Source organism: Nostoc sp. WHI (assembly GCF_015714725.1).
Taxonomy (GTDB): Bacteria; Cyanobacteriota; Cyanobacteriia; order Cyanobacteriales; family Nostocaceae; genus Nostoc.
Map to the genome: position 1 here is coordinate 1 of NZ_WBKM01000322.1, position 22157 is coordinate 22157.

Below are 22157 nucleotides of genomic sequence, written 5' to 3' on the forward strand. Positions count from 1 at the left end.
ATCCCCCCAACCCCCCTTAAAAAAGGGGGCAAAAAGCTCTAAAAGTCCCCCAATTTATCGGGGAATTTGGGGGGATCTACGACGATTTTGGTTTTTTATAAAGATGTGTGTACACCGTAGCCTTAAAAAGGGGGGAACCGGAATCAAAGCCCCCCAATTTATCGGGGGACTTAGGAGGAGCTAGAACGTTTTGATACCTATAATGAGACTTTTAAAACATCCTCTAAGAAAGCTTGCAGCGTAACTTGAAGGCGACTTTAGTTTTGGCGCATCTGCATCTTTATAATATTTAATTACTTTAAATTTTTAATTAATTACTAATAATGATTTGATTAAGACAGTCTATCGGAAGAGAGAGTTTAAGAATATTCACACCAGAGAAAGATCAATTAAATGCATGTGGTTTGGTAAATTGCTATTAATCTCTTTACTAAGGAATCGTTATGGATAATAATTTAGTAGGCGGTATCATTCCTCCACAACCACCAGTACAAGCACAATCTGATGTTCATGTCTTGAAATCTCGCTTGGAATGGGGTGAACCAGCTTTTACAATATTGGATGTGCGCGATCGCATAACCTTCAACCAAGGTCACATTATGGGAGCAATGCCCATGCCAGTAGATGAATTGGTAGAGCGTGCAGTACCCTCTTTGGACAAGAGCCGTGATATTTACGTTTACGGTGCTAATGAAGAAGAAACTGCCCAAGCCGCACAAAAACTGCGTTCTAATGGATTTGAGCACGTCTCCCAACTCAAAGGTGGTCTTGCTGCATGGAAGGCAATTGGTGGCCCAACAGAAGGCATTATTGAATCACAAACTCCTCCAGGTGCAGGTGATTATAACGTTGTAGATCGGCTAAAGAATCACCAAGAAAATCAGCCAAAGGGAGGTAGTAGCGCCACAGAAGCCATCAAAAAGGGAGCTAGTAACCTAAAAGAAGGCATTCAAGAGGGAGCTAGTAACCTCAAGGAAGGCATTCAAGAGGGAGTCAGTAACCTCAAAGAAGGCATTAACGAATTTAAAAATCCAAATGATAGGTCTTAGGCAAGAAATAAGCTAGAAAATCATTAATAGACTTCTTGCAAAATATCGATTTCTGATGAGGATGAAAGCCAGAATTTAAGAGACAAGATATTCTGTCTTTTCCAAACTTGCCCTCCAGATTAAAAAATTTTGCAAGAGGTTTATTATTTTGTCAGTGTTCAAACAAATCCTTAAATTGTAATAAATCTAAGGAAACTATTGTTGGCAAAAATTTAAAGCATTCTAAAGCAAGTTCCCAACGTTCTTCTCGTTTAAGCATTTCTGTTAACTTCTGCTGCACACTGAGTAAGTAGCGCACATCATTGGCAGCATAACTCAGTTGAGCCTCAGATAAATTAGCGGTATTACCCCAATCAGAACTTTGAGCGGTTTTATCCATATCTACTTGTTCTAACTCTTGCACCACATCTTTAAGTCTGTGGCGATTTGTATAAGTACGGGCTAATTTACTAGCAATTTTGGTGCAAAAAACAGGCTGAACCTGAATTCCTAAATTGGATCGCAAAGTGGCAAGGTCAAAACGAGCAAAGTGAAACACTTTTAGGACGATCGCTGCTTCCAAAAGTTTTTTTAAGTTTGGGGCTTCGACTTGTCCTTTGGGTATGCGGATTGCAGTCACTTTCCCCTCTGGGTTACACAGCTGGACGAGGCATAAGCGATCGCGCAGTGGTAATAATCCCATCGTCTCTGTATCAACTGCGATCGCTGTAGATTCTAAATACTGTTCAAGGGCTGCGTCACTAAGGTCGCGATCGCTCACCTGAAAATCTTGTAATATCATGAAACATTCAAAAACAATAGCAGTGTCCAGCAAACAAAAGTCTTGTCAGACACTACATTATTATTGTGCAAAAAAATCAGAAATTAAATCTACCTAGTGCGAATAAACATTTGTGTAAGGTATACTTCCCCTTGATTATTAGTAGCAACGCCAATCCCAGTCAGGTTGTAATTTCCTTTAAGATTCTTTAGATGTCCAGGACTTTTGACCCAACCAGTAACAGCTTCATCCACCGGGTTGCTATATCCCCGATTGAAAGCAACATTTTCCGCCGCACTGTTGTAGCGAATAGGCATAGCTTTGACTCGCCGTTCAAATCCTTGATGACTAAATGGAGTTTTACCTTTAGCCATGTTTTGACTGTGAATTCTTGCCTGTCGAGTGATATTTGGATTTAGGGTCAACTTTGGCAGCCCTTTAGAAGCCCTATATCGATTAATTTGGTCAAAAACTGATTTTTCTAGCTCAGTAGTTTTAAAAGTAGGAGTCGATATTGCAGCTTGACTGGAAAAAAGCGACAACAGCTTATTACGGGTGGATGTATTTGTAGAAGTGTGATTTGGTATCGGAACAGTCGTTAATCCACTAGCAAGGACAAGCGCACTTAAAGCGATGCCAAAAGCAGTTTGTCGGAACATGGAGAATTGCGTAATGTGTAGAGATATAAGACTTATACTCTACCTTATAGTTCCTATGATATGTACCACGATACTATTAAAGATTGATAAATTTCGGCAATCTGCCCACATCCTTTACAGGCAATACAAACAATCATTTCCAATTGTCAATACTTCAATAAGTCAGATTGATAAAAATTACAGTTACTTTTGCTAAGAATTTAAGATTTTCATGAATTACTAAAAAAATAATATAGTATTCACTAAACAAATGTCATTAAGACTACATTATTCCACATTTGGCAAAAGCTTTGCTAACAGACTGAAGTCTGGGGAATTTGGGGAAAAAACCTAAATTTTACCAAACTTATCGGCGAATAAAAATTTGTGTGAAGTAGATTCCACCTCTACTGTTCTTGGCGACACCAATCCCCGTCTGATCATAATTACCTTTGATATTGTTTAGATGCCCTGAACTTTTGAGCCAGCCTTGAACAGCTATTGTGGCAGGATCACTATATCCCTGGTTGAATGCGACATTTTCACCAGCTGCTCTGTAAGAAATACCCGTTGCTTTAACACGTTCTGAAAATCCATTATGTCCAAAGGGAACTGTACCATTAGCCATGTTCTGACTGTGAGTTCTGGCTTGATTGTCGATGGCAGAATTACGAGTCAGCGCTGGTAGCCCTTGGGAAACTCTGTAGTTATTAATTTGGTTGAAAACCGCTTGTTCTAGAGCGGCAGTGTTAATGCTAGATTGTGCAATCAGAATAGTATCACTTGATATATGTGAAGAAATCGGCGTAAAAGTTGGATTTGTTGCAGGAGTAGCGATCGCACCACTACTTAGAAAAATAGTGCCTAAAGCAACACTGTAAATTGTTGTTTTAATCATTTGCTCAAAGTAAAGTTTTAGACAATCTAACCAGACTAGTATCAATGTGACAAATTGGTTATAAGTCTATATACCTCTGTTTATGGCGTTTTTTGTGTAAAAACTACGAGCAAACGTTTAAATTCACGATTTTACGAAAAAAACTTACATTATGTAGGATTTAATAACTTGACTACCGTTTGTACATCTTTATCACCGCGTCCAGAGCAGTTGATTACAATCCGAGGACTGCCGGTTAGTTGGGGGCACAGGGTTTCGAGGTAAGCGATCGCATGGGCTGTTTCTAATGCCGGGATAATCCCTTCCAATTTTGATAATCGCTGGAATGCCGCCAAAGCTTCTGCATCCGTCACACTATAGTATTCGGCGCGACCAGTATCCTTTAGATAGCTATGTTCTGGCCCCACACCGGGATAATCTAACCCTGCACTAATTGAGTGTGCCTCAATAATTTGTCCATCCTCATCTTGCAGCAGGTAGCTCATTGCTCCGTGCAATACACCAACTCGTCCTTTTGTCAATGTTGCTGCGTGTTTTTGGGTATTGACACCTTCTCCGGCTGCCTCAACCCCAATGAAGCGTATAGAAGATTCATTAATAAACTCATAAAATAGTCCCATTGCATTGGAACCACCGCCCACACAAGCCAAAAGAATATCAGGTAATACACCCCACTTTTCCATTGCTTGGGCGCGAGTTTCTTCGCCGATTACTGCATGGAAATCACGAACCATCATCGGGTAAGGATGGGGCCCTGCTACCGAACCCAGGATGTAGTGAGTTGTTTCCACATTTGTCACCCAATCGCGGATTGCCTCAGAGGTGGCATCCTTCAGGGTTCCTGTTCCTGCTTCTACCGGACGCACTTCTGCCCCCATCAACCGCATTCTGAACACGTTTAAAGCTTGGCGTTCCATGTCATGAACGCCCATGTAAATTACGCATTCCAGCCCAAAACGAGCGCAAACTGTGGCTGTGGCAACTCCATGTTGTCCAGCACCGGTTTCGGCAATAATCCGTTGCTTACCCATGCGTTTCGCTAACAATACTTGACCAAGGGCATTATTGATTTTGTGAGCGCCAGTATGATTTAAATCCTCGCGCTTTAAGTAAATTTGCGCCCCCGTGCGATCGGGTCGGGCATAATGAGCAGTCAGGCGTTCAGCAAAATACAATGGTGTGGCACGTCCTACGTAATCCCGTAACAACTGCTGTAGTTCTGCTTGAAAATCAGGGTCATTGCGGTATTGCTGATAAGCTGTTTCTAGTTCAGCAAGAGCAGGCATCAGCGTTTCAGGTACATACTTACCGCCGAAGCGTCCAAATCGACCTAGCTGATCGGGAACCTGAGCAGTTGAAATTGGAGAGAGGGGAGTGATAGTCACAAGTTGATTTTGATGACAGGAATGATTTAATTATTATAAGGGAAATGCTGAAAACCCCTGAGAAACAGCAACGTAGTTGCGTATTTCGTACTTCAGGCTGGTATTTTTGCCAGAAAGCACCTAAGAATAAGTAGGCAACGGAATGAACACGCTAAAAAAATAGCGCGTAACGTATGCAAGTCTAGCGACTTAGTAGCCTATGAAGACTTACAAGTGCGTAATCTACTCAAAAATCATTGTTTGGCTAAGTCAATTGCTGACGCTAGCTGGTATTTGTTTCGACAGTGGATTGAGTATTTTGCTGGTAAATTTGGTAAATTAGCTGTTGCTGTAGCACCACATTACACCTCGCAAAAATGTTCGAGTTGTGGTGTAATTGTAAAAAAATCTCTATCAACTCGCACCCATATTTGTAGTTGTGGATGTAAATTGCATAGAGATGAAAATGCCGCGATTAACATTTTAAATCTTGCAAAAGCTACCTTGGGGCACAAGGAAGTAACGCTAGGGGACTAATAACCTCTACTCTTTCTGGTGAGAACCTGATTGAGCAAGTAACTAGGATGAACCTAGAATCCCCTCGGCAATAGCTGCGGGGAGTGTCAAAGAAAAGTCTGAGACAATCTGGGCAGTAACCCCAATCCCTTGCAGTGGATTTGTGATGTTAGCCTAGAAATAGATTTACCAGCAGAATAGTTACATAAAAATCTCAATTGCTTCTAATTTTTTCTTAATAAAGATTTTATGTCTTCTTCCAATCCCAAATCTTCCGATAAAGGCTTTGTGTACCGCGAATTTGGCAACGACAACTCTGCCGCCACAGAAAGACCAATTTCAGAACTGCCCCCACAACAACAAAATCTTAAAGTACAAGCTTCCCGCAAAGGACGCAAAGGCAAAACCGTCACAGTGATTAGCGGTTTTCAAGCCAAACCGGAAACCTTGGAAGACTTGGTGAAGCAATTGAAAAGCCAGTGTGGCACAGGTGGGACAATTAAAGACAACGAAATTGAAATTCAGGGCGAACACAAGCAGAAAATTGTCGAGATTTTGACTAAGCTAGGTTACAAAGCCAAAATTAGTGGTGGCTAAGATTAATTGCAATACCCCATGCCCCAAATCGATTATTCTGGCTGGCTACAATACTTATTCATCTTATTCACTAACGTATCTGACTGCTTGCCAACAGTTGTAGCTGTTGTCAGTACTGAATCAATTTCGGCTCTCGCCTTTTGGCTTTTTTCTCTACCCGATGCCGAGGCTTCTGCTGTCTTGGTCGCACCAAGAGCTTTACCTGCCTTAGCGATCGCTTGACTGAGATTTTGAAAAATCTTGACAAAACCGCTTTGAAATTCCTTCAGTTTAAGGTCTGTTAGATTCAGTTCCCTAATCGATTTAGTCACAAATTCTAAATCTTTAGATAACTGTATGGTGGTTATTACTTGCGTTCCTTTATTTTTATCAATCAGAGAAGTTCCTGCATTCACAACTCGAATTAGTTGCTGGCACTGGGAGACTTTACTTTCGCTGCAACTAGTAATAAACAAAGCAATGCTCAAACTAACAGGAGCAATAACAGTATATTTATATAAAACAGACATTAACACTCCAACAGCAATAAAACTCAGAATATAGTACCCAATATTACGAGTAAAGATAGTAACTAAGGTAGGGGGCAAGAGGCAGAAGTTAGAAAACTCTGTTCATCCACCTTTGATACTCATTAATGAAGTTCCGAACTCCACTCTTTTGCCCCCTGCTTCCTGCCCCCTACTCCCTCTGATCTGGAATCACCAATCTATCGGCAAACCTAACTGGTCTAAAATAGCACCATCTTGCAAAAGTGGCTGAATCTTGCTGTCTATTTGAATGCGACCACCAGCCAGCACCAAAGCGCGTTGAGTAACTCTGCCTAACCAATGTAGATCATGGGAGGCAATTAATATCACCTGCACAGGTAACTTTAACAACACTTGCGCCAAATGCCGGCGCCATGCTGGATCAAGACCGTTAGTTGGCTCATCCAAAATTAAAATTGTCGGTTCTAGGGCTAAAATCGAGGCTAGGGCAGCCAGGCGTCTTTGTCCACCAGAAAGTTCGTGGGCGGAACGATTGGCATAGGCTTCTAAACCAAAATCAGCTAATAACTGCCGGGCGCGATCGCTCGCCTCTGCTAACGACATTCCATAGTTGCGTGGCCCAAAGGTGATATCTTCCAAAATGGTCGGCATAAATAGTTGGTCGTTAGCATCTTGGAAGCTAAAGCCAATTTGCCGCCGCACTTGGGGTAAAGTTTTCGGTTCTACGGAAATGCCATTAATCGTAATTTTCCCAGCTTGCGGTTGTTTTAAGCCGATTAGGTTCTCCAGCAAGGTGCTTTTTCCAGAACCAGTGGCTCCCATCAACGCCACGCGATCGCCCGGATTTAAGGTAAAAGAAATTTCTTGTAATACTGGCTCCTGGCGAGAATAGGCATACACCAGGTTCTCAACCTCGACCACGGCTGCGTGGGGGTTACGGGTTGGTGGTTGGGGATTAGAAGTTAAAGATTTCAAGATTTATAACTGCGTTAAATTCTGTAAGAAGTTAAGGTTACAACAGCAGCGATCGCCCAAGCTACTAGCAGGGCAAAACGCTCTTTTGGTCTGAGGGTAGAATCTATGGGTAATTGCCCGGTGTAACCACGAGCTATCATTGCCGCATAGACTCGCTCTGCCCTGTCCAAACTACGGAGGTATAAGGCTCCAATCATAGCAGCACTGGCGTAGCGCAGCCATCCCCCAGTCCCAGTTAAGCCGCGTAATTGAGCGCTACGTTGCATCCGCGTTACTTCGGAGAGCAAAATTTCCATATATTGCCCAGCTAACAACAAGTTTTCCTTTAAAGGTGCTGGTACAGGTAAGCTTTTGAGGGCGATACCGAAACTGTGGGGCGGTAAGGTTAACAAAAAACTATTCATGGTAATCAGACAAATCAGAGAACGAACTAGCAAAAAACTGGCTCGTTCCCAGCCCAAGGGTAATGCCAGCAATGACAAAAAAATCAATTCTGTACCGAGTAATCCTCCTAACTGGAGAATTGGTACACGCAACAGCCAAACCCACAAAAGTGCGATCGCGCCATATACACCTAAGCAAGACCAAGCATAATGCTTTAATAAAGCTGCTCCTACCACAATCACTAAAGATAGTTGCAAACGTAACGGCAAGGAAAGTTTAAGCATTCTTCGGTTTCACCACCTTAGCAATCCCAAAGGCAACAGCAAAGCAAACCGCAGATCCTACCAGTCCAGCGATACTAGTGCCAATTGGCCCCAAACCCTCAATACCATAGTCAGCTAAGGGTGTGGGCACAATTATCCGCACTTTCTCGGCTAAGTCGATGAAGCCTACGTTTTCGGCAACTTTCTCCAAACCATCAGGCCATGCTGAGGCAAACAGTGATAATACTCCCGCAATCAAGAAAATGCTGACAACGGGCACCCACCAACCGCGAAACTTCTGCTGTTCCCCTGGTAACAAATCTGGTCGTGCGGTAGCTAGGTAAGTCAGCACACCCCCAGTAATCAGCCCTTCGCCAACGCCAATCAAAATATGCACACCAGTCATGGCTGGTAAAACTATGGCTGCTGGTGCAGTTCCAGAGAGGGTTAACTCAATGGCTGCTGCTACAGCTGCTACTACTACACTTACACCAGCTGCTATGCCAGCAGCCAAGGGTAAACGTCCTTTAGACCCGCCAAACAGCCTTTGCAAGGTTTGGGTTAAAATCCAGCCTACCCAAACACCAATCACTGCCATGTTCAAAATATTTGCGCCCAAGGCTGTGATCCCACCATCGGCAAATAGCACGGCTTGAATAATTAAAACTGTGGAGATACACAACGTCCCCGCCCAAGGACTGCCCACAACGATCGCTGCTAAAGCTCCCCCCAACAAATGACCACTAGTACCTCCTGCTACCGGAAAATTGATCATCTGGGCGGCAAAAATAAAGGCGGTGGTTAGTCCCAGTACGGGCGCACGACGGATACCAAAAGCTTCTTGCGATCGCTCAAAGGCAATAAAGAGTGCTGCCACACTCGCTAAACCAGTAGCCCCTGCCACTGGAATAGAAACAAATCCATCAGGAATATGCATAATGTACCCTGTCTTTTAGATGTTCTTACTCAAAACAAGCAATAAAACTACGGCATTAAACTAATAAAAAACAGAGTTTTTACCCTTTGTGCAATGCCCTACCGGGGGATTATTTAGTGTTACTTTTGACAGATTTTCAATCAAATACTTACTAAACATACTATGTTATTAGGTATTTTATTAATTTATATTAATTTTATTTTAAAAATATCGCTGAATCTTGACTTTTTCTGAGAAAAGTGGAAAGATTTCTAAGTTTAAAAGAAGAATTCAGTCAGCAAAGCCGGAGACTGCCGTTGTCTTCGGTCAATATTCAGAAATTAGCATGAATTGGAGTCCGACTAGTATTAGCTAGTACTTACGCAAGACTACAGGCGCTCTGGGGCAATTCATAAATTGCGCGATGTGCGACTTATTCTTAAAACCCCTCTCCAAACCTCTCCCCGAAGCGGGGAGAGGCTTTAAGTCTTGCTCCCCTTCCCTTGTAGGGAAGGGGCTGGGGGTTAGGTTTGAGAGAAAGTTGCACACCGCGCTAAATTGCCCTTAATGAAGAAAATCATTCTTTTCGGCTGTTGTTTGCGTAAGTCCTGTTAGCGTAGCGTTAAAAAACCTTTGAGCATCACGAGCGTCAGCCGTAGAGTGGATGAATAAATGGTGAAACACCATCAATTGTTTTGATATTTTTCTATATTGTGGTATTTAGTTAATTCAAGACTTACTAGATTAACAAGTAGATTTCTATGGCTATAGAAAGGTTGTGCAGTCAGCATTTGCACTTTGTTTCTGCCTGCTCATATTCTCAAAAAAAAATATACTCGCCTGGAACTGGAATTATTTGTTGATAAATTAATAATCTAGAACTATTAATTACCAATTACCAAATTTTAGAATACTTTATCTTGACTTAATATTAGCCTTAGTAATATTAAAAAGTCATAGAATACTCGTGACAAACATGTATATTCGCTGACTTGTTGAACTGGAATGTTACAGTATTAAGTGTTTGTATAAAATTACGTGAGTGTCCAGACAGCACCATAAAAATAACTCGTAAAATGTAAATTTTAGATGAAGATGGGAAAAATATTATGAATCGAAGTGCGGAAATTACTAAACTTTCAGAGCAGCTAAGTGTAACAAAAGCAGTCATAAAATTTTGAGTAACCAAGTTCAGTCAACAAAGCCAGAAGATGTTTGGCTGTATTTACCACGGTCTTTATACACCCTCGTTCGGCAATTTTAAATATGAAGACAAACTCATCCAACTTGCTATTAACAGTTCCAACTGGCCCACTCAAGATTTCAGAGTTGCCCCCTAACCGTGTGGGTGTAAGTAGTGAATCCATCCATCTATCTCTAGTAATTCCTACTTATAAAGAGCGTGACAACATCAAAAATGTAGTCAGTATATTGAGTAAATTATTGGATGAATCTATTCCAGGAAACTATGAACTAATTGTGGTAGATGATGACAGCCCAGATCGAACTTGGGAAATAGCACAATCCCTGATAGAAGAATATCCCCACTTGCGGGTGATGCGACGCCAACAGGAGCGGGGGCTGTCCTCAGCAGTGATCCGTGGGTGGCAAGCAGCGACGGGGAGTGTGTTGGGGGTAATTGATGGAGATTTGCAGCATCCACCAGAAGTACTGATGCAACTGTTGCGTAGTCTTGAGCAGGGAGCAGATTTGGCAGTAGCTAGTCGTCACGTAGAAGGAGGGGGTGTCAGTAGCTGGAGTATTGTCAGGCGTTTGTTATCTCGTGGTGCTCAGTTGTTAGGCTTGGTGATCTTACCGGGGGTACTGGGCAGAGTTTCCGATCCAATGAGTGGTTATTTTATGGTGCGCCGGAGTGCGATCGCTAATGCAACACTCAATCCAGTCGGATACAAAATTCTCCTAGAGGTAATTGGACGGGGAAAAGTAGACCAAGTTGCGGAAGTTGGGTATGTGTTTCGCGAGCGCAAAGAAGGTGAGAGTAAGGTTACATGGAAGCAATATATAGATTACATCCACCACTTAGTGCGGTTGCGGCTTTCCACAGGGCGAGTCGGACGATTGAGTAGAAAAGTCAATTTCCCCGTCGGTCGATTTGTCCGCTTTGGGTTAGTTGGCTTGAGTGGGGTATTTGTGGATATGGCAGTGCTTTACTTACTCAGCGATCCGACTACATTGGCTTGGCCACTGACACGCAGCAAAATTATTGCTGGTGAAATTGCGGTTTTAAATAACTTCTTCTGGAATGACGCTTGGACATTTGCTGATGTCAGCGCCAGACAGCAAGAATGGCATCAACGCTTGAAGCGATTTGTGAAATTCAACGCTATTTGCCTGGCTGGACTGGTATTGAATGTACTGATATTAAATTTGGTATTCAATTTTCTCATTCCTAACCGCTACATCGCCAACCTGATAGCGATCGCAGTTGCTACCATTTGGAATTTCTGGGTGAATTTAAAACTCAGCTGGCGCGTCACTGACGTTAAATAATCACAACGAGGGATTTGAGATTTTGATTTTTGTTTTTAGACTTTAGAACGAAGTTAAATCTCAAACGTCAAATCTACAAATCCATGAGTGTGAGGCTCGGCTATGAGAGTTTTTTTTTGGGGTGCATTCTATTTTTGCAAAAAGATTATCTTGTTGTTGCCTACCTATGCTCATCACATTGTGCCTCAGGCAGGTAAAAGCTCTGCGCCGCAACAGATACCTTTGCACAATTGGTATGCTCCCCTTTCTCATCGCTGGTTTCATCCCTTGATGTGGTTCATTATCGGCCTCGGCTTGCGCCTAACCAACTTGACTGCAAAGCCTCCTTGGACTGATGAGTTTTCCACTTTGGTGTTTAGCTTGGGGAATACTTTTTTAGCAGTACCTCTAGATCAAGCGATCGCACTTAATATCCTATTGCAACCACTCCAACCAAACCCAGCAGCTAGCATTGGTGATGTCATTCATAACTTAGTTACACAAGATACCCATCCACCACTGTATTTTGTACTAGCTTACCTATGGATGAAATTATTTCCTAGTGAAGGAGGATTGGTATCGCTGTTTGCGGCGCGATCGCTACCAGCTTTAATTGGCGCCGCCTCCATCCCATGCGTTTACGTATTAGGTAGAGTAGCATTTCGTTCGCCATTAGTGGGACACTTGGCTGCTGCGATGATGGCAGTATCACCCTACGGCATATTTTTAGCCCAAGAAGCGCGCCATTACAGTTTGGCAGCCTTATGGGTAATTGCTTCGCTTACCTGCTTAGTAATTGCCACCCGTCATATTCAAAATCGCACCCCTTTACCCATCTGGGTAGCAGTTTCCTGGGTGGGAATTAATGCTTTGGGTTTAGCTACTCATTACTTCTTCGCCCTCACCCTCTGCACTGAAGCTGTAGTTTTGATTTTTCTTGCTTGGCTTCAATTACAGACTAGCAGCAAATTTTCTTTCCTCTTCTCTCCTCCTTGGCGGCGCATCTATGCCGTTGCTACAGGTACTTTTGTGGCGGGTTTAATTTGGCTACCAATCTTTTTAGAGAATAGAAATCGGAGTAATTTGACCGAGTGGATTCAAGGTTCGCGCGTCGGATTAGATTGGTTAAGCCCAATCTTCCAAGCTTTAGGAACATTGATTGCAATGATTTCCCTATTACCAGTTGAATCTTCACAGATATTAGTTGTGATTCCTTCTGGAATAGTGATGCTGAGTTTCTTTATTTGGGCAGTACCAATTTTGTTACGTGGGCTTAAGATTCAACTACAGCAACTAGAAAGCCGGATGATGATTCAGGTGTTTGTTGGAATTGTTGTCGGAGCGATCGCTTTATTCTTTATCTTTACGTACTTTTTCGGTATTGATCTGACCAGGGGTGCTCGTTATAACTTTGTTTACTTTCCTGCGATCGTTGTTTTACTAGCGGCAAGTCTCGCAGTTTGTTGGCATCCCCCCAAGGAATGGATAGGAAGAGAACAAGGAAAAAATAGCATAGGCAGATGGGGAATAAACGGGAAAAAAGCCGTGATATTAATTTGGTTAATGGGATTTTTTAGTGCGGTTACAGTAGTCTGCAATCTCGGCTATCAAAAATATTATCGCCCTGACCTTTTTGTGCAATTAATCCAACAAATATCCCCAGTGCCAGTACTGATTGCCACCACCCAGAAAACTCATGTACACATTGGGGAAATGATGGGAGTAGCTAGGGAGTTTAAACTTGCCAATTCACCCCTAAATCCTCTGTTTCTCCTTGCTCATCAAGACAAAGATCCACATACTTCTACCATTGCTCTAGAAAATACTTTAAAGAAGTTACCACGACCTTTTGACTTGTGGTTGGTAAACTTTCACGCCCCTGTAGCAGAAGCCGTGAAAACATGCGTTATATCTGATACTCAATCTTTACCAAACGTGGACGGGTACGAATATAAACTTTATCGTTGCCAGCAAAGTTAATTTGCTTATAAATACTAGACACTACTCGAATCAAAAATCTGTTGAGTAGTCAAATTCAACTCTGGGAAAATAGGTGATTGAATGCAAGCGCTATTCCTAAACTGAACTAATATCATGTCCGGTTGAACACAAGTCAATTGCGTACTCCCTTGGAGAACCCGTAGGGTACGAAGTGTTTGCGGAGCCTCTCTATGAAGTTGCACTTAATAAAGCAGAGGTGATGTAATCCCATCCACAAATCGATGCGATCGCTTCGACAGAAATAGAGTCAAGAACCTGTTTCCCATACTCTGCACCCTGTTCCTGCTTCTCTTAATTTAGTGCATCTTCATGGAGAATTGGTATTACTAGTTTGGGTATGGCTTGAGTCATAATTTATTGCCCATAGTAGTCGTTTCGACCATACCGCTTCCTTGCCTTGGCTCGATTCACGGTTATAGCCTTAACTGTAATATTAAGGGGTACAGTACAGGAAAAGATTTGTTGTGGAGAACTAAAACTATGGTGGCGATAACAACATCCGCAGAAAATAGGGTTTTACTCCAAAATATTAGCTGGCAAACATTTAAAACCATGCTGGCTGAAATGGGTTCAGAGCGTAATTCCCGATTTGCTTATGACAATGGAACGATAGAAATTATGACCCCACAAATGCCACATGAGAACTCAAATCGCTTAATAGAAGTTTTTGTTGGCGTGCTGTGCGAAGAGTTGGGCTGGGAAATTAAACGCGCTGGTTCGCTGACTTTAACGCGAGATGATTTAGAGAAGGGAGCCGAACCAGATAGTAGCTATTACATCCAAAATGAAGCGTTAGTTCGAGATAAAGAAAATATTAACATAGCCACTGATCCACCCCCAGACCTAGTGCTAGAGGTGGAATATTCTAGGTCTGCAATAGACAAGCTTAGACTTTATGCTGCGATCGCAGTCCCCGAATTTTGGCGTTATAACGGCAGTGTATTACGGGTTTACACCCTTGCAGGTGGGCAATACTCAGAAGTCCAAACCAGCCCTACTTTTGCGCCTGTGTCAGTGAAAGAGATTCCCCGGTTTATCCAAGAAGCTAAAAAAAATGGGGAAATTGCTACTACCCGCGCTTTTCGAGCTTGGGTGCAACAAAATATTTCTGGTGGGAAACAGTGAAATTATGACTTGCTTACTGAAAATGTGAGTCCATCTGAAAGATCCCCGACCTCTTTAAGAACTTGGGGAGATGAGCCTTCGATTCTCATATAAATTAATTAACATCAGCAATAACTCTTCAAGATTAGTAATTAATCCCAATAATACTAATCATCTTCCACTTCCCCACTCTTCTATTTCCCTGGCGATGCTGCGGCGGGTTGCCCCTAAACAGTTTTTACTAGGTATTTTTTCCTACTTTTAGGGTGGTTTTTAGTGAAACAACTACCCTAATATTACAAAACATCCTGAAATCTATATAAATTAATGGTTTCATCTATCCACATCAGGCTACAACGCCTTAGAATGATTCATTGAAAAGTCGAGCCGATGGGATGTACAGCCGTTTTGAGTAAAAATGCTCCCAAAGGATGACTTTTGTATTCCCGCAAACAGAGAATTCAGTACAGATGTGTCAAGGTGCATCCGTAAAGAATCTCAAGTAAATTTTAGGAGTCTGACATGAACAAAGGTGAATTAGTTGATGCTGTAGCTGAAAAAGCTAGTGTTACCAAAAAACAAGCGGATGCAGTCTTAACTGCCGCTTTGGAAACGATTATTGAAGCTGTTTCCTCTGGTGATAAGGTAACGTTGGTAGGATTTGGCTCATTTGAATCACGGGAACGTAAAGCCCGTGAAGGTCGCAACCCGAAAACAAATGAAAAGATGGAAATTCCAGCGACGAGGGTTCCTGCCTTCTCCGCAGGAAAGATGTTTAGAGAAAGGGTAGCACCCCCAAAATCATAGGTTCTGTCTTAGGGAACCCTTTTTTAATGCGGCAACCTGCACACGGGGGAAATTTAGCCTGGGCAGCAGCACTGGCTAGCTGTTCCCCTGATGCTATTCTGGATTTTTCTGCTAGCATCAGCCCTTTGGGACCTCCAAACAGCGCGATCGCTGCTATCCACTCCCAAATTGGTAATCTTAGGCACTATCCAGACCCAAACTATAGTGAACTGAGACTAGCTCTCAGTCACTTCCATCAATTGCCACCTGAGTGGATTCTGCCGGGTAACGGCTCCGCAGAATTACTTACTTTAATAGGTAGGGAATTAGCTGAATTAGCCGCGACAATTTTAATAACTCCAGCCTTTGGCGACTACTACCGAACCCTGGCAGCGTATAAAGCTAAAGTGCTGGAGTCTCCTTTGTCATTAGTCACTGGTCATTGGTCATTATTCCTTGACACAGGACAAAAGACAAAGGACAAAGGACTATTGCTGAATAACCCCCACAACCCAACCGGAAAACTATTTTCGCGGGACTCTATTTTGCCCTACCTGGAGCAGTTTGCCCTGGTAGTGGTGGATGAAGCGTTTATGGATTTTGTGCCACCTAATGAGGAACAAAGCCTGGTTTCAGTGGTGCAGGAATATGCGAATTTAGTAGTATTGCGATCGCTGACCAAATTTTACAGTCTCCCAGGGCTGCGACTAGGATATGCGATCGCACACCCGGATTTTCTGGCTAAATGGCAGCTATGGCGTGACCCTTGGCCCGTAAACACCCTAGCGGCGGCGGCAGCAATTGCGGCACTCCAAGATACAGAGTTTCAACAGCAAACCTGGGCATGGCTACCACCTGCACGAAACCAACTCTTTCAGGGTTTGGCCGAAATACCAGGATTGCAACCCCAAGCCAGCGCTGCTAACTTTTTACTGGTTGAGTCCCAACAGTCTACTTCGCAGTTACAGCAACAATTACTCGTGCATCACCAGATTTTAATCCGCGATTGCCTTAGCTTTAAAGAACTAGGCGATCGCTTTTTCCGGGTTGCTGTACGTTCTCAGTCCGATAACCAACGTTTATTAACAGCGCTAGGCTCAGTGCTGAGTGCTGAGTGCTAAGTTTTTTTGTTAGTGGTCAGTTGTTTTTTATTTTCCACTGACCACTTACTAATGACCAATGACTAATAGACCTCTTGCAAAAGTCCTTCTTTTCGCTTTCTTCTTTGCGCCTTTGCGCCTTTGCGTGAGACAAAAAATTATTTATGCAAGAGGTCTAATGACTAATGACTAATGACTAATGATTAATGACTAATGACTAATGACTACGATATTGTAATTATTGGCGGCAGTCTTGCTGGATACTATGCTGCCCTTGCTGCTACTGAACTACGTGCTACAGTTGCCTTGGTGGAACCCAAAGTAGACTACGGGTTTATTCATCACCATACTCTTAGCGAAATTAGTAAACTGGCGCAGAAGTTTGGTGTTGTTGCTGGTTTTGGTATTCATGCCACACACACTGATAGCTTAGAAGAATGCCATATATCTGTAGCATGGCAAGAAGCGATGCTGTATGCTCAATCTGTCGCCTCAAATCTCGAAGAGCAGCATTCACCCGCCATCCTAGCGGCGCGAGGAGTAGATGTTATCGTTGGTAGAGGTCAATTTCAATCGTCACCCCAACTGGCTTTTGCTGTTAACAATCGCCTGCTACTAGCACGTACTTATTTACTTGCCAGTGGTTCGCGTCCAGAAATTCCAGAAATTGACGGATTGGAAGCTACTGGCTACTTTACTTTATCTAACATTTGGCAATTCCTAAACGGAGCAACATTACCCAATTCTTGGGTAATTATTGGCGGCATTCCTCAAAGCATTGAAATCGCTCAAATTTTAGCGCGGTTCGGTTGCAATGTGACGCTTGTAGTCAAATCTCGCCATATTCTACCTTTTATTGATCCTGAGTTAGCCATACTGCTTCAGGCACAGTTAGAAGTCGAAGGTGTGCGCGTCCTCACCGAAAAACCTGTAACTCAAGTGAGGCGAATTGAAGATAAAAAGTGGATTCAGGCAGGAGATAAGGCGATTGAAACTGATGAAATTTTAGTGGCGACTGGACAACAGCCAAATATTGAATCTTTAAATTTGGCAACAGTAGATGTGAAATGGCATCGGCGTAGCTTAGTGGTAAATGAGCAACTGCAAACCACTAACCACCGCATTTATGCTTGTGGTGATGTCATTGGTGGTTATAACTTTGCCAATATTGCTAATTATGAAGCAAAAATTGCTCTGAAAAATGCGCTCTTTTTCCCCAGGTTACGAGTCAATTATCAGTCTATTCCTTGGGCGATATTTTCTGTGCCGATGCTGGCGCAAGTGGGTTTGACAGAGGCACAGGCAAAACGCCAATTTGGTCTAGATGAAGTTTTAGTTTTGCGGCATTATTTTAAAACAGTGGCAGCAGCCCAACTCCAGGACGAAACCACTGGTATGTGTAAATTAATTGTGCTACGCAACGGCGAAATTTTGGGAGCTTCGGTATTGGGAGCAGAAGTTGGAGAGTTGATTAATTTGATTGCTTTAGCAATTTCTCAAAAGATTAAAGTCAAGCACCTAGCAAATTTATCTTCCGTCTATCCCAGTTTCTCAGAAATTATCGAACAAACTGCAAGAGAGTGGAGTAAGCAAAAGTTAAATAGCAACATGGCTCTGCAAGAGCTTTTAGAAGGTTTTTTACATTTCCGCCGCAATTGGAATTTGTGAGTTAGAAACTATAAATAGGTAAACATAATTAATTACACAATGACTGTAAATATTTTTGTTTATTTAGTTCTCATGTCCGCATAATTGTTTACGATTAAACTTCGATTTTAATCCACCAATGAAAACCAGTTAACCCTTCAATCAAATCTTGCCATTAAAGCAGAGATTGGCATCGATTAAATAAAACTTCCTTTTTTAAATGAACACCCAAAAAACAACCCAACTATCCATTCCCCCGCACTTTAACCCCCATAAGGTCGGCGAAGTCTGGCGCGTACCTTACCAAGAACGTGCCGCCGAAGCTGAAGCTTGGTCAAAAAAGCACGATATTAAACCAGCATCTTTAGATAAAACCCGAATTTGTCTACTATTAATTGATGTCCAAAATACCTTTTGTATCCCAAAATTTGAATTATTTGTCGGTGGAAAATCTGGGACAGGGGCGGTGGACGATAATGTTAGATTGTGTGAGTTTATCTATCATAATTTGGGAGTAATTACAAAAATTGTACCTACCCTGGATACCCATAAGGCGACGCAAATTTTCCATCCCATCTTTTGGGTGAATGCTGCTGGAGAACATCCCACCCCGGCAGCCACTAGCATCACTCCTAAAGATATCGAACAAGGTATCTGGAAAGTTAACCCAGCAGTTGCTAATAGTATTACTAATGGCGATTACGAATTATTAGAAAAACACGCTTACCACTATGTTAAACAGCTAAGTCAGGACGGTAAATATCCCCTCACAGTTTGGCCTTATCATTCTATGTTGGGTGGTATTGGTCATGCTTTGGTTTCTTCGGTAGAAGAAGCAGTATTTTTTCACTGTATTGCTCGTCAGAGTCAGACGCAATTTGAAATCAAAGGTGAAAATCCATTAACAGAAAATTATTCTATATTACGTCCAGAAGTGTTGGAAGATTTTGAGCAACGTCCACTTGCTCAAAAAAATACGCGCCTAATTAAGCAACTTTTAGAATTTGACGCTGTTATTATCGGTGGTCAAGCTAAAAGTCACTGCGTCGCCTGGACAATTGACGATTTATTAACAGAAATTAAACAGGTAGATGCTACCCTTGCTCAAAAAATTTATTTACTAGAAGATTGCACTTCCCCCGTTGTCGTTCCCGGTGTTCTGGACTACACAGAACACGCAGAGGCGGCGTTTACAAGGTTTGCAGAGGCAGGAATGCACATCGTAAAATCTAGCGAATCTATTGAAATTGGGCATGGGGCATGGGGCATAGGGCATAGGGCATAGGGCATGGGGCATAGGAAAGACTTGCTGCAATTTTCCCTCTGCTTCCTTATTTCTTCAAGTAACCTTTGGGATCTTGTGCTACCCAACCTAGAGATGAAGTAGAACGCATTTCAAAATGGAGATGCGGTTGACTGGAAGTTGGTTTTCCACTGATGCCTACCGTTCCCAGTAAATCTCCTTTTTTCACTTGCTGACCGACAGTAACTTTAATGCTCTCAAGTTGGGCGTAGCGGCTTTGCAGTCCGCCACTGTGGTTAATAATGACTAACTTGCCATAAGTACCCTGATCGTTGGCAAGGGCTACAGTTCCAGGTGCGATCGCTAGCACATCTGTACCAACTGCTGCTAATAAATCAACGCCGCTATGAAAGAAAACTTCACCTGTAGCAGGATTAATTTGCCAACCGTAAGGTAATACCACAGTTACCACTTGTGCCAAAGGATATCCAGACAGGGATGCACGGTTTTGAGTACCTGCATCAGTAGATAAAGGGGACTTAGTTACAACACCATTCGGCGACCAATTTACCCCTGGAAGAAACACAATTCTGGGGTCTTGTTGGCATCCATTCACCTCAAAAAGACTATCAGCCCGAACTTTGTACTTTGCCGCTACTTGTCGCCAAGTTTGACCACGAGGCACTTCGACTACAATCCCATTGTAGGGAGGAATTTGAAGTACACTACCGACGGTGACGTAGGTGGAACCCGCCGCAGGCATCGCACCATTCTGTAAAGCTGGATTCATGCCAATAATAGTTGTAGGTATGAGATTGTAGCGCTGCGCTATGCTCTCCAAAGTTTCGCCACGAACAACTTTATGGCGTTGGAAGCGAGATAGGGCTGGAGTTGGGCAACCACCAACAGCAGCGTCGGCACTATTGGAGTTTGGCAGTATCGATACTAGGCCCAAGGCGCTAACTAAGCTACAGAGAAACAGGTGACGAGAGGGTAAAGTCATGTATAGACATCAAGAGCGCATTAACTTTAAATTTTAGATGGGAAGACTAGGGAGTGGGAAGACTAGGGAGGCAGGGAGCAGGGGAGCAGGGGGGCAGGGGAAGAAGAACTATTGATTATTGCCCAATGCCCAATGCCCCATGCCCAAGTTTCTGTTTCTATATAAATTGATCTGTCCACTTGCCGTTAGCTTGACTACACTTAGAAATTAGCAACTGCATTGCTGTCCTTAAGCAAAAAGATTATGAAGTTATCCTTAAAGCAACTAGCGATTTATGGGTTTTTACTGGTGATCGGCGGTGGTGCAGGTTTGTTTGGCAGTCGCTATCTGTTGCCACGAAATCTCTCGTTCCAACAGTTAAAAAATGTAACAATGGCTTTGCCTCCAGAATCCGTAGTGCCTAATTCTCCTAACGGAGCGATTGGGGCTACTGGGGGAGATAATGTAAATTTTATTGCAACAGCAGTGCAAAAAGTTGGACCGGCTGTGGTGCGAATTAATGCCACCCGCAAAGTAGCCAATCCCATCTCTGACGCTTTGAAAAATCCCCTTCTGCGGCGATTCTTTGGAGAGGATGAGCAACCAATTCCCCAAGAACGTATTGAGCGCGGTACAGGATCAGGATTTATTTTGAGCGAAGATGGAGAATTACTCACCAACGCTCATGTGGTAGCTGACACAGATACGGTACAAGTCACCCTCAAAGATGGGCGGACTTTTGAAGGAAAGGTGGTAGGAGTTGATTCTGTGACAGATGTGGCAGTAGTGAAAATAAAGGCGAATCACTTACCCACTGTGAAGCTGGGCAATTCGCAAAACTTGATACCGGGACAATGGGCGATCGCTATTGGCAATCCTCTAGGTTTAGATAATACTGTCACTATTGGCATCATCAGCGCTACAGATCGTACCAGCACTCAAGTTGGTGTCCCTGATAAGCGAGTCAGCTTTATCCAAACTGATGCCGCAATTAATCCTGGTAATTCTGGTGGCCCTTTGTTAAACGCCCAAGGCGAAGTGATTGGTGTTAACACTGCCATCCGCGCTGATGCTCAAGGACTCGGTTTCGCCATCCCCATTGAAACCGCCGCCCGCATTGCCAATGAACTTTTTACCAAAGGCCATGTGGAACATCCCTTCTTGGGTATTGAAATGGCAGACCTTTCTCCCACCAGAAAACAGCAGATTAATCAAGAAAATCAGCTTAACATTCAGCAGGAAACTGGGATTGTGATTAAAGGACTCACAGACGATTCTCCAGCCAAGCGCGGAGGACTGCTTCCTGGGGACGTGATTCAAAAAGTTAACGGTAAACCAGTCAAAACTTCAGCCCAAGTTCAGAAGCTGGTAGAGTCCAGTAAAGTTGGGGATATCTTAGCGATCGAAGTCAACCGCATCGGTAAAATTCAAACCTTCAAAGTGCAATCAGGCGTTTATCCTGAAAAGAAGTAGTCAATAATCAATAGTCCTAGAATGTTTGACTATTGATTATTGACCATTAGACAAATGCTCTAACTGCATTCTTTGTTCCATCTGGCGTAGAAAATACCCCGTCATCATAGCGGACGCTAGAAGCCCAGCTAAGTTTTCCCGATCTGTTGTAATTTGCACGTTAAAACTTTCCGAGGGAAGCATTCCCACTAGCCCTTGGACATTTTGCGAGATGATTTGTTTAATTTCGGGGCTGGCGGACTGAGCAATCCTAGCTAAAACATCAGGAGACTGATGCTGTAGATATTTGAGTAACTGATTAGGGTATTCGTCAGGGTGGTCGGAAAGAAGTTGATTAGGGTGTTCCTCAGAGTTGTCGTTCAAAAAGTCAGGATTAAACACCATTGGCAGTTTTATTTAGCTTAATTGCTAACTCTACTCTAAACCATAGTACAAGGGTAGCGTATTCACCACGGATATAAGTCAAGAGGAGGGGAGTGGGGA

The 22157-nt window shown here is 42.9% G+C and carries 19 protein-coding genes and 2 pseudogenes; 11 read left to right on the forward strand and 10 right to left on the reverse strand.

Annotated features, from left to right (window positions below):
* Positions 1-443: 443 nt before the first annotated feature.
* A pseudogene (locus F8S12_RS32740) lies at positions 444-890 on the forward strand (rhodanese-like domain-containing protein); the annotation flags it as partial.
* Positions 891-1200: 310 nt separating this feature from the next.
* Here the strand turns inward: F8S12_RS32740 and F8S12_RS32745 are convergent.
* The 4 genes from F8S12_RS32745 to trpB form a co-directional block, all read right to left on the reverse strand.
* The gene (locus tag F8S12_RS32745; RefSeq protein WP_196520443.1) at positions 1201-1830 is read right to left on the reverse strand and encodes a ribonuclease D; all 630 of its coding nucleotides are present in this window, start codon (positions 1828-1830) and stop codon (positions 1201-1203) included.
* A gap of 89 nt (positions 1831-1919) precedes the next feature.
* Positions 1920-2468: a CAP domain-containing protein gene (locus F8S12_RS32750; protein ID WP_196520444.1), complete on the reverse strand. Its 549-nt coding sequence runs from the start codon at positions 2466-2468 to the stop codon at positions 1920-1922.
* A gap of 346 nt (positions 2469-2814) precedes the next feature.
* Positions 2815-3345: a CAP domain-containing protein gene (locus F8S12_RS32755; RefSeq protein ID WP_196520445.1), complete on the reverse strand. Its 531-nt coding sequence runs from the start codon at positions 3343-3345 to the stop codon at positions 2815-2817.
* A gap of 149 nt (positions 3346-3494) precedes the next feature.
* On the reverse strand, positions 3495-4730 hold the full coding sequence (trpB, locus tag F8S12_RS32760) for a tryptophan synthase subunit beta (RefSeq protein WP_196520446.1): 1236 nt from the start codon (positions 4728-4730) through the stop codon (positions 3495-3497).
* 102 nt (positions 4731-4832) lie between these two features.
* Between trpB and F8S12_RS32765 the strand changes: the two are divergent.
* Positions 4833-5320, forward strand: a pseudogene (locus tag F8S12_RS32765) (RNA-guided endonuclease InsQ/TnpB family protein); the annotation flags it as partial.
* A gap of 154 nt (positions 5321-5474) precedes the next feature.
* Complete coding sequence (locus F8S12_RS32770; RefSeq protein ID WP_196520447.1) at positions 5475-5822, forward strand: translation initiation factor; 348 nt, start codon at positions 5475-5477, stop codon at positions 5820-5822.
* Between the two features lie 32 nt (positions 5823-5854).
* On the opposite strand, the gene F8S12_RS32775 is transcribed toward F8S12_RS32770, so the two are convergent.
* From F8S12_RS32775 to F8S12_RS32790, 4 genes are all read right to left on the reverse strand, one after another.
* Positions 5855-6331, reverse strand: coding sequence for a hypothetical protein (locus F8S12_RS32775; RefSeq protein ID WP_196520448.1), 477 nt, complete (start codon positions 6329-6331; stop codon positions 5855-5857).
* Positions 6332-6520: 189 nt separating this feature from the next.
* Positions 6521-7285, reverse strand: coding sequence for an energy-coupling factor ABC transporter ATP-binding protein (locus F8S12_RS32780; protein WP_196520449.1), 765 nt, complete (start codon positions 7283-7285; stop codon positions 6521-6523).
* 14 nt (positions 7286-7299) lie between these two features.
* Positions 7300-7953, reverse strand: a complete 654-nt coding sequence (locus tag F8S12_RS32785; protein WP_196520450.1) for an energy-coupling factor transporter transmembrane component T family protein — start codon at positions 7951-7953, stop codon at positions 7300-7302.
* A complete protein-coding gene (locus F8S12_RS32790) occupies positions 7946-8869 on the reverse strand; it encodes an energy-coupling factor ABC transporter permease (protein ID WP_196520451.1) in 924 nt (307 codons plus the stop codon). Before F8S12_RS32790 ends, F8S12_RS32785 begins: the two co-directional genes overlap by 8 nt.
* Before the next feature lie 1245 nt (positions 8870-10114).
* Between F8S12_RS32790 and F8S12_RS32795 the strand changes: the two genes are divergently transcribed.
* The 7 genes from F8S12_RS32795 to F8S12_RS32825 all read left to right on the forward strand — a co-directional run bounded on the left by F8S12_RS32795 (position 10115) and on the right by F8S12_RS32825 (position 19261).
* Complete coding sequence (locus tag F8S12_RS32795; protein WP_196520452.1) at positions 10115-11359, forward strand: glycosyltransferase; 1245 nt, start codon at positions 10115-10117, stop codon at positions 11357-11359.
* Positions 11360-11629: 270 nt separating this feature from the next.
* On the forward strand, positions 11630-13318 hold the full coding sequence (locus F8S12_RS32800; RefSeq protein WP_196520461.1) for a glycosyltransferase family 39 protein: 1689 nt from the start codon (positions 11630-11632) through the stop codon (positions 13316-13318).
* A gap of 501 nt (positions 13319-13819) precedes the next feature.
* Complete coding sequence (locus tag F8S12_RS32805; RefSeq protein WP_196520453.1) at positions 13820-14464, forward strand: Uma2 family endonuclease; 645 nt, start codon at positions 13820-13822, stop codon at positions 14462-14464.
* A gap of 501 nt (positions 14465-14965) precedes the next feature.
* Entirely contained in the window at positions 14966-15250 is a 285-nt protein-coding gene (locus F8S12_RS32810; RefSeq protein WP_196520454.1) for an HU family DNA-binding protein, read from the forward strand.
* A 26-nt stretch (positions 15251-15276) separates the two neighbouring features.
* Positions 15277-16350: a threonine-phosphate decarboxylase CobD gene (gene cobD, locus F8S12_RS32815; RefSeq protein ID WP_196520455.1), complete on the forward strand. Its 1074-nt coding sequence runs from the start codon at positions 15277-15279 to the stop codon at positions 16348-16350.
* Positions 16351-16542: 192 nt separating this feature from the next.
* Entirely contained in the window at positions 16543-17997 is a 1455-nt protein-coding gene (locus F8S12_RS32820; protein ID WP_196520456.1) for a dihydrolipoyl dehydrogenase family protein, read from the forward strand.
* 199 nt (positions 17998-18196) lie between these two features.
* Positions 18197-19261: an isochorismatase gene (locus F8S12_RS32825; protein WP_196520457.1), complete on the forward strand. Its 1065-nt coding sequence runs from the start codon at positions 18197-18199 to the stop codon at positions 19259-19261.
* Between the two features lie 46 nt (positions 19262-19307).
* Here F8S12_RS32825 and F8S12_RS32830 read toward each other — a convergent pair whose 3' ends face one another.
* The gene (locus F8S12_RS32830) at positions 19308-20222 is read right to left on the reverse strand and encodes a LysM peptidoglycan-binding domain-containing M23 family metallopeptidase (protein WP_196520458.1); all 915 of its coding nucleotides are present in this window, start codon (positions 20220-20222) and stop codon (positions 19308-19310) included.
* A 243-nt stretch (positions 20223-20465) separates the two neighbouring features.
* On the opposite strand from F8S12_RS32830, the gene F8S12_RS32835 reads away from it, so the two are divergent.
* Positions 20466-21674, forward strand: a complete 1209-nt coding sequence (locus F8S12_RS32835) for an HhoA/HhoB/HtrA family serine endopeptidase (RefSeq protein ID WP_196520459.1) — start codon at positions 20466-20468, stop codon at positions 21672-21674.
* Positions 21675-21710: 36 nt separating this feature from the next.
* On the opposite strand, the gene F8S12_RS32840 is transcribed toward F8S12_RS32835, so the two are convergent.
* Complete coding sequence (locus F8S12_RS32840) at positions 21711-22058, reverse strand: DUF760 domain-containing protein (protein ID WP_196520460.1); 348 nt, start codon at positions 22056-22058, stop codon at positions 21711-21713.
* Positions 22059-22157: the final 99 nt, after the last annotated feature.

Excerpts from the sequence above, each read along its gene's own strand:
- F8S12_RS32745 (WP_196520443.1), bottom strand. The coding sequence starts at position 1,830 with ATGATATTACAAGATTTTCAGGTGAGCGATCGCGACCTTAGTGACGCA.
- F8S12_RS32750 (WP_196520444.1), bottom strand. The coding sequence starts at position 2,468 with ATGTTCCGACAAACTGCTTTTGGCATCGCTTTAAGTGCGCTTGTCCTT.
- F8S12_RS32755 (WP_196520445.1), bottom strand. The coding sequence starts at position 3,345 with ATGATTAAAACAACAATTTACAGTGTTGCTTTAGGCACTATTTTTCTA.
- F8S12_RS32770 (WP_196520447.1), top strand. The coding sequence starts at position 5,475 with ATGTCTTCTTCCAATCCCAAATCTTCCGATAAAGGCTTTGTGTACCGC.
- F8S12_RS32775 (WP_196520448.1), bottom strand. The coding sequence starts at position 6,331 with ATGTCTGTTTTATATAAATATACTGTTATTGCTCCTGTTAGTTTGAGC.
- F8S12_RS32785 (WP_196520450.1), bottom strand. The coding sequence starts at position 7,953 with ATGCTTAAACTTTCCTTGCCGTTACGTTTGCAACTATCTTTAGTGATT.
- F8S12_RS32790 (WP_196520451.1), bottom strand. The coding sequence starts at position 8,869 with ATGCATATTCCTGATGGATTTGTTTCTATTCCAGTGGCAGGGGCTACT.
- F8S12_RS32795 (WP_196520452.1), top strand. The coding sequence starts at position 10,115 with ATGAAGACAAACTCATCCAACTTGCTATTAACAGTTCCAACTGGCCCA.
- F8S12_RS32800 (WP_196520461.1), top strand. The coding sequence starts at position 11,630 with ATGTGGTTCATTATCGGCCTCGGCTTGCGCCTAACCAACTTGACTGCA.
- F8S12_RS32805 (WP_196520453.1), top strand. The coding sequence starts at position 13,820 with ATGGTGGCGATAACAACATCCGCAGAAAATAGGGTTTTACTCCAAAAT.
- F8S12_RS32810 (WP_196520454.1), top strand. The coding sequence starts at position 14,966 with ATGAACAAAGGTGAATTAGTTGATGCTGTAGCTGAAAAAGCTAGTGTT.
- cobD (WP_196520455.1), top strand. The coding sequence starts at position 15,277 with ATGCGGCAACCTGCACACGGGGGAAATTTAGCCTGGGCAGCAGCACTG.
- F8S12_RS32820 (WP_196520456.1), top strand. The coding sequence starts at position 16,543 with ATGACTAATGACTACGATATTGTAATTATTGGCGGCAGTCTTGCTGGA.
- F8S12_RS32825 (WP_196520457.1), top strand. The coding sequence starts at position 18,197 with ATGAACACCCAAAAAACAACCCAACTATCCATTCCCCCGCACTTTAAC.
- F8S12_RS32830 (WP_196520458.1), bottom strand. The coding sequence starts at position 20,222 with ATGACTTTACCCTCTCGTCACCTGTTTCTCTGTAGCTTAGTTAGCGCC.
- F8S12_RS32835 (WP_196520459.1), top strand. The coding sequence starts at position 20,466 with ATGAAGTTATCCTTAAAGCAACTAGCGATTTATGGGTTTTTACTGGTG.
- F8S12_RS32840 (WP_196520460.1), bottom strand. The coding sequence starts at position 22,058 with ATGGTGTTTAATCCTGACTTTTTGAACGACAACTCTGAGGAACACCCT.